13 protein-coding genes are annotated in these 15,026 nt (G+C 44.9%); 4 read left to right on the top strand and 9 right to left on the bottom strand.

Features of this window, described 5'->3' with window-relative positions; genetic code table 11:
* Window positions 1-81: 81 nt before the first annotated feature.
* The 9 genes from ACM1ND_RS12605 to ACM1ND_RS12565 all read right to left on the bottom strand — a co-directional run bounded on the left by ACM1ND_RS12605 (window position 82) and on the right by ACM1ND_RS12565 (window position 9,784).
* Complete coding sequence (locus tag ACM1ND_RS12605) at window positions 82-480, bottom strand: class I SAM-dependent methyltransferase (protein ID WP_341058575.1); 399 nt, start codon at window positions 478-480, stop codon at window positions 82-84.
* 42 nt (window positions 481-522) lie between these two features.
* Window positions 523-726, bottom strand: coding sequence for an SAM-dependent methyltransferase (locus ACM1ND_RS12600; RefSeq protein WP_231517168.1), 204 nt, complete (start codon window positions 724-726; stop codon window positions 523-525).
* Entirely contained in the window at window positions 723-1,250 is a 528-nt protein-coding gene (locus tag ACM1ND_RS12595) for a GNAT family N-acetyltransferase (RefSeq protein WP_028541297.1), read from the bottom strand. Before ACM1ND_RS12595 ends, ACM1ND_RS12600 begins: the two co-directional genes overlap by 4 nt.
* Before the next feature lie 527 nt (window positions 1,251-1,777).
* Entirely contained in the window at window positions 1,778-2,080 is a 303-nt protein-coding gene (locus tag ACM1ND_RS12590) for a putative quinol monooxygenase (RefSeq protein ID WP_028541298.1), read from the bottom strand.
* A 93-nt stretch (window positions 2,081-2,173) separates the two neighbouring features.
* Window positions 2,174-2,968 carry an SDR family NAD(P)-dependent oxidoreductase gene (locus ACM1ND_RS12585; protein WP_068938430.1) on the bottom strand — a complete coding sequence of 265 codons (795 nt, stop codon included), beginning with the start codon at window positions 2,966-2,968 and terminating at the stop codon, window positions 2,174-2,176.
* Window positions 2,969-3,126: 158 nt separating this feature from the next.
* Window positions 3,127-4,155, bottom strand: coding sequence for a helix-turn-helix transcriptional regulator (locus ACM1ND_RS12580; RefSeq protein WP_053325430.1), 1,029 nt, complete (start codon window positions 4,153-4,155; stop codon window positions 3,127-3,129).
* A 266-nt stretch (window positions 4,156-4,421) separates the two neighbouring features.
* Entirely contained in the window at window positions 4,422-7,262 is a 2,841-nt protein-coding gene (locus tag ACM1ND_RS12575; protein ID WP_418027844.1) for an alpha-amylase family glycosyl hydrolase, read from the bottom strand.
* 431 nt (window positions 7,263-7,693) lie between these two features.
* A complete protein-coding gene (locus ACM1ND_RS12570) occupies window positions 7,694-8,758 on the bottom strand; it encodes a Gfo/Idh/MocA family protein (protein WP_023988587.1) in 1,065 nt (354 codons plus the stop codon).
* A 117-nt stretch (window positions 8,759-8,875) separates the two neighbouring features.
* The gene (locus ACM1ND_RS12565; protein WP_023988586.1) at window positions 8,876-9,784 is read right to left on the bottom strand and encodes an AraC family transcriptional regulator; all 909 of its coding nucleotides are present in this window, start codon (window positions 9,782-9,784) and stop codon (window positions 8,876-8,878) included.
* A 491-nt stretch (window positions 9,785-10,275) separates the two neighbouring features.
* Between ACM1ND_RS12565 and ACM1ND_RS12560 the strand changes: the two genes are divergently transcribed.
* The 4 genes from ACM1ND_RS12560 to ACM1ND_RS12545 all read left to right on the top strand — a co-directional run bounded on the left by ACM1ND_RS12560 (window position 10,276) and on the right by ACM1ND_RS12545 (window position 14,736).
* Window positions 10,276-11,484 (top strand): MFS transporter, encoded by a 1,209-nt coding sequence (locus tag ACM1ND_RS12560; RefSeq protein WP_023988585.1) that lies wholly within the window; start codon window positions 10,276-10,278, stop codon window positions 11,482-11,484.
* Between the two features lie 114 nt (window positions 11,485-11,598).
* Window positions 11,599-12,840 (top strand): aspartate aminotransferase family protein, encoded by a 1,242-nt coding sequence (locus ACM1ND_RS12555; protein WP_023988584.1) that lies wholly within the window; start codon window positions 11,599-11,601, stop codon window positions 12,838-12,840.
* A gap of 33 nt (window positions 12,841-12,873) precedes the next feature.
* Window positions 12,874-13,923 (top strand): 2-amino-2-deoxy-D-mannitol dehydrogenase GutB1, encoded by a 1,050-nt coding sequence (gene gutB1 / locus ACM1ND_RS12550; RefSeq protein WP_028541304.1) that lies wholly within the window; start codon window positions 12,874-12,876, stop codon window positions 13,921-13,923.
* A 30-nt stretch (window positions 13,924-13,953) separates the two neighbouring features.
* Window positions 13,954-14,736: an HAD family hydrolase gene (locus ACM1ND_RS12545; protein WP_023988582.1), complete on the top strand. Its 783-nt coding sequence runs from the start codon at window positions 13,954-13,956 to the stop codon at window positions 14,734-14,736.
* Window positions 14,737-15,026 lie beyond the last annotated feature (290 nt).

Here is a 15,026-nt window from a genome sequence, read left to right as displayed (position 1 = left end):
TAACCACTTCATGTAATCTGCCCACTAGTTAAAAAAACAGCCGAGCGCTCGGCTGTTTTTGATAGCGTTGAACTATCGTTTTTAATTAGCACGTGCATAATCGTTGTTGCACTGAAGCCATTCATACCAAGCTTTCGAGAAGCATTTCATTTCTCTTACCGATTCAACGTAAATATTTGGCGACGGTTCCCATAATTTCCGCCACCAATCGCATGTATGCCACTGATTATCAACCTCACTAAGTGACAAGAACGGCTGCAGTTCCACGGGTATATCCCCATCAAACTCCATCTTTACCCCTGACATCGCTATAGCCAATTTACCTCCTTCTTTAACTAGCGGCGTAAGATGGTCATCTAAGTACTGCTCATTCGCTCCAAAATATTGATACGCATCTACGCTTATAACTGCATCAAAGTATTGTTCCGCAAAAGGCAAGTGGCAGGCATCTGCATGGATGGGGATAATTTGGCTTTCCAAACCAAACTCTCTGAATCTTCTATAGTTTTCAGTTGCACTAATCTATAAATCGACAGCAAACACGGTTATGCCAAACTTTTGCGCCAGATAGATAGAAGTAAGTCCGGTCCCACAGCCCAAATCCAGCACTCGCATTCCTTTCTGCAAAGGCAAATTTTTCGATAGCTCCTCGAGCATGATAATCGAACTAGGCCCCATTAAATTTGCTCTTATGAAATCTACGTCATCTAGATCTCGACGGATCATTTCTGCTGACCCCCTCCTACTTTCTTCATTTGATATTTCCAATAAAGCAATTCTTCATCTTTGTGATCAATTTGAAATCCTAACTTCAATAACAAATTCTTAGAGCTGATATTGTCAGGTACGCATCTTGCCGTTACGATTTGGACCTCTTCATGATTTAAGGACCACTCTATTAATTTTTGAGCGGCTTCATAGCAATAGCCTTTGCGGCGATGGCTTTCATTCGTTGCAAAACCGATCTCAATCATACCGTTCTGATCAGGGTCTCCTAAAAAACCAATCCCTCCAACAATTTCTTGGGTATCCTTCTCCACAATGATCCAAGAGTCAAAACCTCTAGTGCCATTATTTTTTATCAAAAGTTCTCGAAAATAAGGTAAAGCTTCAAAGAAATCAGGACCCGGCCATTCATCACTGGTTTTATAACCCAAAGCTTCAATAGCACCTATATCACGTCGGGCTGCTGCTTCGATTAAATTAAGATCAAGTGTTTTTAATATGAGCCGATTCGTTTGAAGTTTCATGTATTGTCCACCTTTCTATTTACTTAGATTGAATCTTTCATTCAAGAAGTCTGGATGTATTTGACCAAATTGGAGTAATTCCCTTCTATCCCCCTTTGCTAAAAATTAGAAAAGGGCAGGAATGAACATACGTCATTCCTACCCTCATATCACCTGCTATTTGAGCCATAAAAAAAATCCGCGCTGAACCAGCACGGATTGGACTCATTATAACAGGTATCCCTAAGGATCTGGTAATATCCGTTGTTCTTAACTAATTCCGAAGCTTTCAAATCCCACCCGTAATACAAAAATTGGGCAGACGAATAGTAGGTGCATGAAAACCTCTTTTTATGGAATTGGATTAGTAAAGAACAGCTCCAGACAAAAAAATCTCTCCTTAGTGAATTACCTTTATTATACCAGGGCCAATTTTATCTGCCAACTTTTCACTTGTTACAAAAGCGTTTCATTAGAACTATCCTGCCGGTTAGCTTAAAAGCAACCGAGTGATCGGTTGCTGTGGTAGCAGCAATTGCATCATGACCCTACAGGCCTTTTCCCCCTAGAGCACGAAGTTTAATGGGCTCCGCTCCGATAATCAACGGTCGGCCGCGTTGTATCGACGCCAGTACCTCTTCGTTCTTAAGACTGGCTGCATGGGCATCTGCATCTTTCCACAGTTCGGTCACATACACCGCATTCGGGTCGTCGTCTGACACATTGACTATATACAAATAGCAGTCATTATTCGACTTCAACAGATCGGCCGCTTCTAGCAAGATGTCTGCAAGAGCGTCCCTTTGCCCTGGACGTGCCGTCAACTTTCCATACATAGCAAAATGGTTCATGATCCTCATCCTACCCTCGAGTAATGTTTGACTTCATCTTATCATAATGTTCCGCAATGTCAGCGCTAATTTCAGCAAGCTTCTCCACAAGCGCTAAAAAATAGTCGGTACCATTCCCCCATCCATACGGATTGGAGAACCTTTAAATGCAGATGCATAAGGACTACATACAAATGTAGCTAGTCTACCTATTTCAATAGGCTTGATAAATCGCTGTATTTCAGATTGAGGCAGGTTGGTAACCATAAAATCCTTCTCTTTTTCTAAAAAAGTCATATCTTCATGAGGATACATACTCTCAATGATTTGGTGCACATTCTCCGAGAGTGTTGGTCCTGGCATGATCGTATTGACTGTAACTTCTGTTCCTATTGTTAATTTAGATAAGCTTTTTGACAATGATAACAACATAGATTTTGTCATACAATACTGAGGCATTTGTCCTGAAGGCATAATTGCTTCTTCACTCGCAATAAAAATAATGCGGCCATAATCATTTTTCAACATTTTAGGTAAATAAAATTTTGATAATCCATTTGCAGCAAGAACGTTAGTGCGGAAGTATTTTTCCCATACTTCATCGTCTACGTCCTCATATTGCATAATTTCATAAATACCCGTATTGTTAACTAAAATATCAATATTGGGGTATTTTTCGAATAAAGCATCTCTTTGTCCAATATCCACAATATCGGCTGTGGCATTTTGAGGAGAGGTAGCTGGGAAATCTGACTTAATTTCATTTACAGTTCGTTCTACCTCTTCATAATTTCGTCCATTAATTAGTACATTAACACCTTCTTTGGCTAGTTCAATGGCAATTGCTTTACCTATACCTTTCGTTGATCCTGTAACTAAAGCTGTTTTATGGTTTAATCCCATATCCATAATACACTTCTCCTTTTTAAAACAGTCTTGTGCTCCGGATAGTGATTATATTATCTTGTCTGGATTGTCCAGTAACTAGTATAATGCGCCAAAGTTCTTGTTTAACACGCCAAATGACAAAACTCATTAGGAATTGAATCAATGAATAGTCGGCAGTCCTAGCGTGCTCCTGATATCGAGTTTGTACCTAGATGTTCAGTCCGCCAATTTGAAGGTGTATCACCCTCCCATAGGCGGAAGGCGCGGTAAAACGAGTTCTGGTCTTCATATCCAATCAAGAATGCCACCTCTTTAATATCAAGCGAGGGGTCTACCAAGTACTTTCGTGCCTGCTCATGTCTAGCTTGTGTCAACAGAAGCTTGAAGCTCGTGTTTTCGTCAGTAAGCCGGCGCTGCAAGGTACGATCGCTCATACCGAGCTCCTTCGCCACAGCCTGAATGTCGGGGCGCCCTCCTGTAAGGCTACGTTTCATGATCCATTTGACCATCTCGGTAATTGAGCGGTTGCGCTGCTGTTCATCCAACGATCGGTCCAGAACAGGAGTCAGGATTTCCAGCAACTCTTCGTTGTACGAGACAAAGGGGCGGTCCAGATCTCTTCGATGCAGCGTCAATCGGTTACGTTTTGCACCAATCCGGATACGACAGCCGAAGTAAGCTTCAAGCGCCTGTACATCGCCCATGGAGTGCGAAAATTCAACAAGCTGCGCGGTCAAAGGTTGACCTGTGCCCCGGCGTCCAATCTCCAGAAGACAAGCCAGCGTGATACCAACCAGCATCGGCGGACCAGATTGCTCGGGAGACAGCCATTCCAGATCAATTGTGCAGTGCTCGCCCTCCTCAGTGATATGTAGGCTTTCAGGGGGACACAGTTGTTTGTACCGAGCCATTCGGTTTAGAGCGTCGCGGTAGTCCCGAGCGTGGTAAGTCGCTAAGACGGTCGGTGGGTACTTCGCTGTATCAAAGACGGTCGCAAGCTTGATGATTCCTTGGGCAGTGTCACCAATGAGATCAGAATATGCCTGCCAGATGGCGAAATATTGGGCGGTGGTGACTACTGGTTCAGTAACAATGGTGATCGGCAATCGTGCTTTGCGAGCGACGTCGTGAGCGCCAAACCCTAATTGACATAATCCTGCCCACAATCCTGGCGGGATATTAATACGGTCAGAGGTATGAGACTTCATACATATGGGCCTCCTTTATATACTTACATATTCATTAGTTTTGGTTGCAATGGGGTCCCTCTTAAGTACACATAAGAATACTCTTAAGTACGTTAAGGTGTCTACATTAACGTACTAAGCTGCGGCAAATGTTACATCTTCTTGTTATCTGTGCTACTTTAACACCAAAAAAAACACACCCATATGTTTATGAGTGTGTTTTTAAAACCTCAAACCACCGACACTCCTAGGAATGTCATTCCCTCCATGCTTCTTATATTTAAAAATTAAGGCTTCAAGAAAGGCCCGGTTTCACCGATCTTACCGGGAGCAGGATTACCCGGGAGATCAAGTACATATACCCTTAAGTTTCCTTTGCCCGAAACTGCCAGATTGAGCGTCCCATTCGTGACCTCTTTGACGTCTCCGGTAATAGCATCTTTATAAGTGCCGTTAGGAATATTCCGAAAAACAGCTGATTCACTAACAGTAACTAAAGCATAACTGTCTATGCCTTTTGATGTATCCGTATAACGTCGCTTGTACGCCATTTGTCCGCTTACATCTTTTGTAGAATACTGTCCTTTTTGCAAGGCAGGAATACTTCTTCGAATTTGATTCAGTCGCTGAATGTGCTTTACAAGTGGGTGCTGCAGGGTTTGAGCAACCGAACCTGAAGCAGAAGCTACCTGTCCGAAATCGGAGGCTACTACTGTACCTTCAATATGATTTCCATAGTAAGCACGTCCTGTGGTTGCTAATGGACATGTTGGACCACAGTCGATTGGCTTGCCTGCCTGAAATTCGATTTCTGAGCCGTAATACAATGTTGGAATTCCACGGAAAGTCCACATTAAACTCATATTCTCAGCCCATGCAGCCGTGCCCCCCGTATACCGGGTAGATGATTTGTTAGGTCCATAATCATGGCTATCTACATACACTACGTTATAGGTCGCATCGTTATAACTGTCATCCGAATCCTTGCCATTCCAAAATGCGTTATTCGCATCACTAAAATTCATATGCATCCTCATATCAATTACATTCATCCCGGAGGATTGCGAATGGTCCGGTTCATGATACAAATTCCCTTTGAGGAATGCATTATCGGATAAAGGCTGATTGGCTGTACCAAGATTATTTTCGTGTTGATATTGTTCCAACGCAGCTACTTCATCATTGGTGCTATACTCTTTGCGTTCCTTCCAAGTGAAGAATTGAGCCGAATGATTCACAGAACCTCGGTTCCATTTATCGTTAACGAAAGCACCTACTTCACCGAACATATAGAAATTACGTCCTTTTTCACCAAACTTCTCAATCGCCCGCTCCTGCGCTGCAGGAAGAAAATGACGGTTCCAGGTAACGCGTGGAATGTGCACAGCGGTGTCTATCCTAAACCCGTCTACACCCATATCTATAAATCGATTGTACGCTTCAATTAAATAATCTTGGACAGGCTTCGACTCTGTATTAAAGTCAGCCAGATCCTCATGCAGCCAACAACTCCGTGAATCTTCCCCTTCCCAATTGCCGATCCAGCAACTGTGATAGTACTGTGAAGGAAACATGCCAGAGGTGGGGTTGGGCCATTGGCAATTGTAGGTTTTTGAGTTCATTGGGATTCCCCAATTCCGGCAGGTGTTGCCCTCCGGTTCCTTCGTTGACCATAGGTCACCGTTATACGGCTTGCCCGCGTCATTCTGCTGAAGGCCATCGTACTCGATTCCTTCTTGAGGTTCGTCATAGTACCAGGTCCACTGATTATCTCGAATACCGAATACTTTTGGCGTGAATAGACCTTTTGCACCCCAGCGGCTAGAGTGATTGTACACAACATCCTGTATAATTTTAATATCTTTGTCGTGTGCAGCATTAATCAAATCCTGGTATGTTGCACCTGGTGACTCTAACCTGGGATCCACTCGAAAAAAATCGTAACCATGATAGCCGTGAAAGTCATAGTCAGATCGATTCAATACAACCGGTGTAATCCAAATCGCTGAGAAGCCAAGAGCCTTGATATAATCCAGTTTATTGATTAACCCTTGAAAATCGCCCCTAAACATTGGATCACTGTTGACTGCATTGCCGCTTGAAACATGATTCGCACCACCTCGGTTGTTCGAAGGGTCCCCATCATAGAATCTGGCAGTCATCACAAAGTAAATTGAATCTTCACGCATATCTGTTCCGATCGGGCTTCCCTTTGAAGCAGGAGGTGATGAAGTTCCTGTTGTTGCACTTACCTCAATACTACTTTCCGATTTGTTGGCTGGTTCTGCTTTATCGTATGCCTTAACTGTATACGTATATGTCGTTTTCGCTTCCAATAATGAATCTTGGAAGGTAGCACGGGGCGTCGTATAGACCTTTTTGCCTTTAGTTCCTCCTGTGCGAGTGATCTCATACCCGCCGATTCCACTTCCACCAACATTATCAACAGAAGGATCCCATTCTAATTGGATTCGTAGTCCATCGGCATTGGCTATCAATAATTGAGGTATAGAAGGTGCTTCTAAATCAATAACCGGAGGGTTACACGGATTCTTAGCTCCGGTTGTTGTGACGATGCCGTCTTTGATAGTACTTAAACCAGCAGCTAAATGATAATCAGCGCCTTTATTATTATCCCAGACAGAGCCGTTGTTAAATGCTGCTTTCATCGATGTTTTGGAGCCAAGATCAATAGTTTTTTTGGCCCAATCCAAGCAAGCGTTTTCATTCATGCTGATACCCGGCGGGGATGTCCAGGATGAACCATCGGGAGCATAGTGGATATTTACATCGCTCCAGCCACGGCTTTTCTTAAAATAGTAAACTATCGCTTGGTTGTCTGGAAGGGCTGTAAAATCAAGGTTCTTCGGCAGATTGGCATATGTTGCATCGGAGATATTTTGCTTGATGAGAGAACCGTTGCGATAGAGATCATAATCTGATACTCTACTACCATTAGAGATGTTTTCGGAGGCTTTCCATGAAAGTTTTACTGATGTACTTGTAACGTTTTTAGGCGATTCATCAGCATTGATCGGCGTAACAACACTTACTGATGTTAATACAAGTATCCCCGTGATCATGAGTAAAAATAAGCGTTTCCAAGATCTTCGTTTATAACTCCTCATTCTCTACGTCCCTTCATCTATATTCTTCTGGTCGCACAGTACAATAAACGATCTCTCCCTTCCTCTTTCTCATACAAATGATTATGCTAGCACTTTCATGGATTATTTTATGTTTTTATGGAAGAATTTAGAGTGGAATATGTTGATTTATAAGGAGGAAATAGCGGATTTTATGTAAAAACATCTTTTTCTTTTTACGTGTAAATTAAACCTATTCGAAATCTCAGCAACTTAAAAATGATCAAGCAATAGAATTCGGTTGTGGAGCGATACCCGCTTGTGTTTTATGGTGGGCAAAATTATTTTGCTCACCATTTCAAAGGTTTCTGATTACTTAAATGCATCCCAAAATTTCATTAAATAAATCTGTTTGGTTCTCTCCAGGCTCCTATATATCTCTCTTATGACGGATCGAAAATAAAGCAGCAGATCTAAATAGTTCTTCGAATCACGCTTTTGGTTGCCCCCGCCTCAAAAATCGTCTCAATCAGCACCAATACACGGTGTACTTCTTCGCTTTTGATTGCAATCTCCGCTTTTCCTTCGATGGTGGAGACAAAATTTTCATAAAAGCTTTCTGCAGCAGCAGGTATTTTCTCAATCGGGAACTTAAGGGTGGATTCCTCAGATGGCGGCGCCATCGTTTTCGTCAATCCTTGACCTGCTTGAATCGGCTTGGGTTCCACGTGAGCGACATCTGGATTTCGGGTGACGATCTCTCCGCTCAAATCCCAATCCCTAATCACTGCGGTTCCTTCGGTTCCTTTAATATACCAGCGCGGCAGCTTTACGTAATTGGTTGTACCCACTTCAATGACTGCTTTCAGGCCGTCCTTGAACTCAATAAAGCTGGTAAAGCCGTCATCCACTTCAGTCCCCAAAATATAGCTTAGGGTAGCAGCTACGCTTTCTATTTTGCTGTCCGTAATCTGAAGCAGCTGGTCCAATAGATGTACTCCCCAATCCAGCAGCATTCCTCCTCCATACGCCTTTAGTTGCCGCCAGTCACCTGGAATCCCATTAGCCCCCTGAACTCGCGATTCCAGCTGGAAAAGCTCGCCTACGGTCTTATTGCCAATTATATCTTTTATAATTCGGAAGTCTTCATCCCATCGACGGTTTTGATGTACCGTAAACACACGATTTTCTTTCTTCGCCACCTCAACAATATCCAAGAAATCCGCGCTCGTTATCGTAACTGGTTTTTCGCAAATGACATGTTTTCCAGCTTGTAGCGCCTGGATCGCGATTTCCTTATGAACATCATTAGGTGTTGCTATCAAAACAATATCCACGGCCTGATCTGCCAGAACAGCATCCAGGCTAGCGTAGGTTTTATAGCCAGCAGCCGCAGCCAGTTCCATTCGGTAATCAACAATATCATATACACCGCCAACGGCAAGTTGCTGATTAGATTCGATCAATTGAACATGGTAGCTTCCCATGCCTCCATAACCGATAATGACTACATTGTATATACGATTGCCCATTTTCATCTTCCTCCACTTCTGATTTAAGCCTACCGCATATCAAGCGGTTGCTCATGGATCCATAAATTTTAATGTCCTCGTAACTCTCCCTTCACTTCGTCGGATAGCTCTATCATACAAATCTCATGAAAAGCTTTCCTCCTCATTTCTTGCTGTATTATTCCCGAATATTGTCCTGCGGTATTTCAATGGTGATGTTCCTGTCGCTTCCTTAAAGAGATGATGAAACGTCTTTACACTACTGAATCCTGCTGCCTCTGCGACCTCAGTGATCGGATTGTTTTCATTCAACAAAATCCATTTTGCCTTATTCAGTCTGTAATCATTCAAAAATGCTACAAAGGTCATCCCCGTATTCTTCTTAAACAGTCTGGCGAAATAATAGGGACTGAAACCCATATAATCAGCGACATTCTTCAGCGAGATGGTTTCATGATAATGGCATTCCACATACTCAAAAATACGTTCCAGTTTATAAAGGGTGTCCTTTGATTGTGTTAAGGTTCTTTCAGAGATTTCAGAAAGCCTTGGCGTCATGCTTCTCGGCACTTCACGCATAATAAGAGTCAACATCTCAAACAGCTTGGCTTTGATCATATAAGCATGACCTTCGTGGTGGTTGACGTTCTCATCATAAATGCTTTGAATCAGAGGAAGCATTTTAGCTGCTGTTTCTTCTGGCCAGTTCCAGCTTGATTGCTCCATCTCCGTAAATATATATCTAAGAGGGCGTTTCTGATCACTTAATGTGGAAACCTCTTGAAAAAAGCTCAGATCAAATTGAATAACCACCCGTTCGCTGTCGGGAGAAGCCAAAAAATAATGAACATCACCCCCATTTATAAACTGAACTTCACCTTTTTTCATCCGTATCGAAATATCGTTAATTCCCAGATCCAAGGTTCCCTGAGTCACATAAATAATTTCAATTTCTTTATGCCAATGAGGATAGCAAAGCACGTCACCTTTATTAATAAAGCTCCGGAAAGGAAAATGTCGGTCAAGCTCCGGGATTTCCAAATAAAAATTCATTTTGGTAGACTCCTTTTGTTGTAAAGTTCAAAAAAGCCGTACACATGACTATTGATAATTATGCTGCACTGCATTCCTTCTTCTCCTCTTCATTTTTCTCCTTCTCAACTTTCGAATAAAATTCCCTCTCCCTTTTGAATTGTAAGCGTTTAACATTCTTTTTCCTACCCTATCAATCATAGTTGTATTAAGTAAAACCACTGTTAGGTATCCTTACTAACCTAATTTTGCAAACACAAAGTTATGCCTCAATTATGAGCGGTTTGGCGCCCGAAAACAATTTGGGCTGATCTTATTTCTCCCTTCCGCTTGCAGTTTCTTCAGATAACCAAGTTTCGCCTTAACTAGATTAAGCAAATACGTGTAAAATTGTCGAACGATTATTTTTACATTTTTTATATAAAGAGATATATACATTTCCAATAAAAAGGTATAATCTAGTAAAGCAACAGAATCCATATAAAAAATATAGACTTATGGAGGGACGGACCTTGAAGAGACTATTCGCTTTAAGTTGTGCTTTCTATCTGCTAATCGGCATTACTAGTGTGGTGCTTGGAGCATTACTGCCGGTTCTACTGCCTTACTATGGACGGGGGTACAGCGATGGCGGATTATTGTTGTTCCTTCAGTTTTTCGGATTTCTTGTCGGCGTTCTGTTCTCCCCCTTCATGGCTCTACACATCGGTCGCAAGTCTATGCTGTCCATTGCTCTGGTTAGTATCGTGGCAGGGTATGCCTTCTTGGGTGTACTCCCCTCATGGACCTGGGTTATCGTGATGACCATCTGGGTTGGCTTCGGCTCAGGCATCATTGAGTCGTCCATCGGAGCGTTCACGATTGAGTTCACCGAAGAGCAGAAAGCCGTAGCCATGTCCAAGCTGGATGTCTATTTTGCACTTGGTGCACTGCTCATTCCCGCAGTGGTAAGCCTGTATATCTGGCTTGGAATGTGGTATCTGACCTTCTACACCATCTCCCTTCTGACGTTTATTCTGGGACTGTTCTGGATTACCATGCCTGCTTCCTCCTCTTCCCACCTTACCCAAGCAGATCTCCAAACCTCTGAGCGATCGGTCGAACAAGCCCGGTACTCGGTACAGCACCGTGTGTTACTGGGAATATTCATTGTATTCTTCTTTGTTTACATGGGGCTTGAACTGGGGCTCATGAACTTCCTGCCCTCTATTCTGATCGAGACCCTGCAGATTCGGGAATCCGTAGCCTCGTTGGGTGTTAGCATACTCTGGATTGCGATGATCATCGGCCGCATGTTCTCAGGGAAGATTGCTGAGTCAGCAGGATATATTCCTTTCCTACTGTGGAGCGGAATCGGAACTTTCTGCTTTCTGGTTGCAATGGCGTTTGTATCCAGTCAGTGGGCTACATACCTTCTGATTTTTGGTGCAGGGTTATTCATGTCCGGTCTCTTCTGTATTGCCCTCGTCTATGCGAACCTGCTGATTCCGGGAATGACCGAGAGAACGACCAGCATTCTGATTGCGTCAGGCGGAATTGGCGGAGCAGTTCTTCAATATGTAACAGGCTGGAGCATGAGCGAATGGTCGGTGACGACTACCCTTTGGATTTTGGCGGCTTTCAGCCTAATTTTACTGCTGGCAGTCATTCTCTCGCATCTGTGGAATGGCAGGAGCAGACGGGTAGTTGACTCCCTTGTCCATCAGGGCAAGGAAGGATGAGATTCTTTATTCTTGAGGGAGGTGAGGCCCGCCGCGTTATGTTGTAGCAGGGCAGTACACTTTTTAAAGAATGTACTTAATGAGAATGTATATTCTGATATGGAGGGAAACATCGTGCATACCTTAACCAAAGAACGCTTCAGATACGGAAAAGGCATTACTCTGATTGACGATTCCGGTAAGGAATATTTGGATGGCGTGTCTGGCACCTTCAATCTATCGCTCGGTTATAATCACCCTCATGTCGTCACCAAGGTACAGGAACAAGTCGCCAATCTTGCCCACATGTCCTCATCCTTTACCGAGCCTTACGTCGAGGAAGTCCTGGATCATCTGATCCAGTATACGCCGAACGGCATCGACGCGGGATGGATGAGAGATATTACCGGCTCCACGGCGAACGAATGCGCTGTGAAGCTAGCCCAGAAATATACAGGAGCGCTCGATATAATCAGCCTGTATTTATCCCATCATGGGCAGACCCAGTTCGCAACAGGCATATCCGGCAACGCCTTCCGGCGGAGGAAATTTCCCAACTCGGCTGCAGCAAATTCCCTGCATGTACCTGCTCCCTACTGCTATCGCTGCCCGTTTAATTCTTCGCCTGACAAGTGTGGTTATCAATGCGTCGAAGCCATATCGGATGCCATTGAGTATGCAAGCTCAGGCTCTGTGGCCTGCATGATTATTGAACCCATCTTGGGCAACGGAGGCAATATCATCCCACCTGCAGGATATTTTAAGCGGCTCCGTCAGCTGTGCAACGAGTATGGGCTGATCCTGATCGCTGATGAGGTGCAGACCGGGATTGGGCGGACAGGCTACATGTTCGCAAGTGAGTTGTTGGATATCCAGCCAGATATCATTACTCTCGCCAAGGGTCTCGGCGGCATTGGTGTACCGGTAGCAGCGGTATTAATGCAGTCTCGGCTTAATGTCCTGGAGAAGCACGAGCACTCCTTCACCTCAGGCAGCAATCTAATCTCGGTTACGGCAGCCAAAGCCACGCTGGAGGTTGTATCTGAGCCCGGTTTTCTGGAAGCCGTTCGGTCCAAAGGAAGCCTGCTCGGAACCCTGCTGACGGAGATGGCCGACAAGCACGATTGCATCATCGGTGAGGCTCGCGGCGTCGGATTGATGTGGGGACTGGAAATTGTCGACGAGGATAATGCCCCAGATGCAGTTAAGAGCAATGCGATTATCGACCGCGCTTTTGCCGAACAGCAGCTAATTCTCAGAGGCTCCCGTTACGGTTATGGCAATGTGGTCAAAGTGAGACCTTCCCTCACGGCTACGGAAGATGAGATTGTCGAAATTGTTAAGCGGCTTGACACTGTTCTGACCACCCTACACTAACCATCTGCCTAACAGGCAAAAGGAGGACTATTTATGCTTGCACTGGTATACAAATCAGCTTGGGATGTCGCACTTGAGGAAAGACCTGTCCCGGAGATTAAAAAAGATAACGATGTACTCGTCCGGATCCGGGCGACAGGCGTATGCGGTACGGATTTAGGCATCATCAGTGGCAAATATCATGCCGTGCCGTCCACGATCTTAGGCCACGAATCAGCGGGGGATGTGATCGCTGTAGGATCAGCCGTCAGTTCACTGCAGCCTGGGGACCGTGTGGTGATTGATCCAACATATTACTGCGGTCAATGCGAAATGTGCCGGACAGGAAGACAGAATCATTGCACACATAAAGCCGTAACAGAGACCGGAGTCAGCGCCGACGGTACGTTCACCGATTATTATGTGACTGAGGACCGTTTTTTGTACAAGCTGAAGGATCATATCAGCTACGAAGAAGCGACGCTGACCGAACCGCTGAGCTGTATGCTAACCGGGATCAACCAGATTAACCTGCTGCCGAACTTCACAACCGTTATTCTAGGCGCAGGTCCGATCGGGATTCTGTACAGCTATGCTCTTGCTTCGAAAGGTGTAACTGGTTGCCTCGTTGACATCTCGGAGGAGCGGCTCGCCATAGCGGATTCCATTGCCCCTGAGCGATGGTCCGCGCACGCCACACTGGAGTCGGCCATTCATGAGCTAGCTCCGTTAAAGAATCAGGTGGACATGATTGTGGATACCACAGGAGTGGTCGGCACTGAGGTATTAAGCCAGCTTGCGAGCGGCGGGTATTTGATGCTGGTGGGGCTGAGAGATGGGATAAGCTCGTTTAATCCGAAAGAGGTCGTTGACCGTAGCCTTAAAATCATCGGCTCGATTGATTCTCTGGGCACGTTCTCCACGGCGCATTACCTGATTGAGCAGCAGATCATTCCCGCCAAAAAAATCATTACCCACTCGTATCCGCTTGATGACTACCATGAAGCCTTTAAGACACTTGGATGCAATATCAGCGAGCGGACACTTCAGCCTTCGTCTCAGGCGATCAAGATTGTGCTGCAATCGAATGGCTCGGGCAACTAAATTTAGCTACTAACAAGGGGGAGAATGGACATGACGAGCATTCATCATGTTACACCGACGAATCATGAATGCACAGGAGACCCATCAGCGTCCGTTCCAGTCAAAGCGGTCATCTTCGACATGGACGGGGTGTTGGTAGACAGCGAACCGATTTATTTTGAAGTTGAACGCAGCTCCTTTGCCCATTTCGGTGCGTCCATGACGGAAGAAGAGCACCATACCTATGTTGGAGTGACACTCGAATCTATGTGGCGTCAGGTACTGGACAGACATCAGCTCACCAATACGGTGGAAGAGGCCCTGACCTATCACCGAAAAAATGTGATGCAGACGATGATTGCACACGAGGGCCTTGTGGCGATCGACGGACTGGAACGGTGGCTGGACTGGCTGCAAGAGAAAGGGATTCCGGTCGCGGTAGCCTCTTCCTCTCCACGAGCGCTAATTGATCTCATTATGGAAAAGACAGGACTTGGCCGTTACTTCGACATTCGAATCACCGGTGAAGAGGTATTGCAGGGTAAGCCGGCACCGGACATTTTCTTATACGCCGCCGAACAGCTAGGCATTGCACCGGCCCATTGCATCGTTATTGAGGATTCACAGAACGGTGTCCAGGCAGCCAAAAGCGCAGGAATGCACTGCATCGGCTTCCACAACCCCGGCTCCGGCCGGCAGGATCTGTCCAGAGCCGATCGCTGGATTCTCAGCTATGACGACCTGTGGGCGATCAAAGAGAATCTGCCGTTCGATGAGAAGTTGCTTGCTAAGAGCAAGAGCCGAAATGTACCGGAAGGCATACCCCCTTTATAATCATATGGAATCGTCCGATCTTTACTATGATTGAGGGTACTAAACAATGCCCCTTGGAATATACACTGGAGAATGTATTTATCCTTCCCTGTGTGTACTCTAAGGGGCGTGCTTTACATCGAAGTGGTCTAGTTGAAACGAGTAATTTCCCGGTTCAACACACAACCTCGTAAAAACTGTCTTTTTGACATATAACTGATCTCCTGACGGTTTTAAATCCTCTATTCGTATGCAGCAAAACTTATATAGAAAAATGGGGTGCTGTTAACACCCCAAACTGGATTCATCGA

Source organism: Paenibacillus sp. JJ1722, from assembly GCF_048282685.1.
GTDB classification, from domain to species: domain Bacteria; phylum Bacillota; class Bacilli; order Paenibacillales; family Paenibacillaceae; genus Paenibacillus; species Paenibacillus polymyxa_B.
The sequence above is the reverse complement of the archived record's forward strand: the minus strand, read 5'-3'. Positions and strand labels throughout refer to the sequence as shown.

Excerpts from the sequence above, each read along its gene's own strand:
- ACM1ND_RS12585 (WP_068938430.1), bottom strand. The coding sequence starts at position 2,968 with ATGGATATGGGATTAAACCATAAAACAGCTTTAGTTACAGGATCAACG.
- ACM1ND_RS12595 (WP_028541297.1), bottom strand. The coding sequence starts at position 1,250 with ATGAAACTTCAAACGAATCGGCTCATATTAAAAACACTTGATCTTAAT.
- ACM1ND_RS12565 (WP_023988586.1), bottom strand. The coding sequence starts at position 9,784 with ATGAATTTTTATTTGGAAATCCCGGAGCTTGACCGACATTTTCCTTTC.
- ACM1ND_RS12545 (WP_023988582.1), top strand. The coding sequence starts at position 13,954 with ATGACGAGCATTCATCATGTTACACCGACGAATCATGAATGCACAGGA.
- gutB1 (WP_028541304.1), top strand. The coding sequence starts at position 12,874 with ATGCTTGCACTGGTATACAAATCAGCTTGGGATGTCGCACTTGAGGAA.
- ACM1ND_RS12580 (WP_053325430.1), bottom strand. The coding sequence starts at position 4,155 with ATGAAGTCTCATACCTCTGACCGTATTAATATCCCGCCAGGATTGTGG.
- ACM1ND_RS12600 (WP_231517168.1), bottom strand. The coding sequence starts at position 726 with ATGATCCGTCGAGATCTAGATGACGTAGATTTCATAAGAGCAAATTTA.
- ACM1ND_RS12575 (WP_418027844.1), bottom strand. The coding sequence starts at position 7,262 with ATGAGGAGTTATAAACGAAGATCTTGGAAACGCTTATTTTTACTCATG.
- ACM1ND_RS12570 (WP_023988587.1), bottom strand. The coding sequence starts at position 8,758 with ATGAAAATGGGCAATCGTATATACAATGTAGTCATTATCGGTTATGGA.
- ACM1ND_RS12590 (WP_028541298.1), bottom strand. The coding sequence starts at position 2,080 with ATGAACCATTTTGCTATGTATGGAAAGTTGACGGCACGTCCAGGGCAA.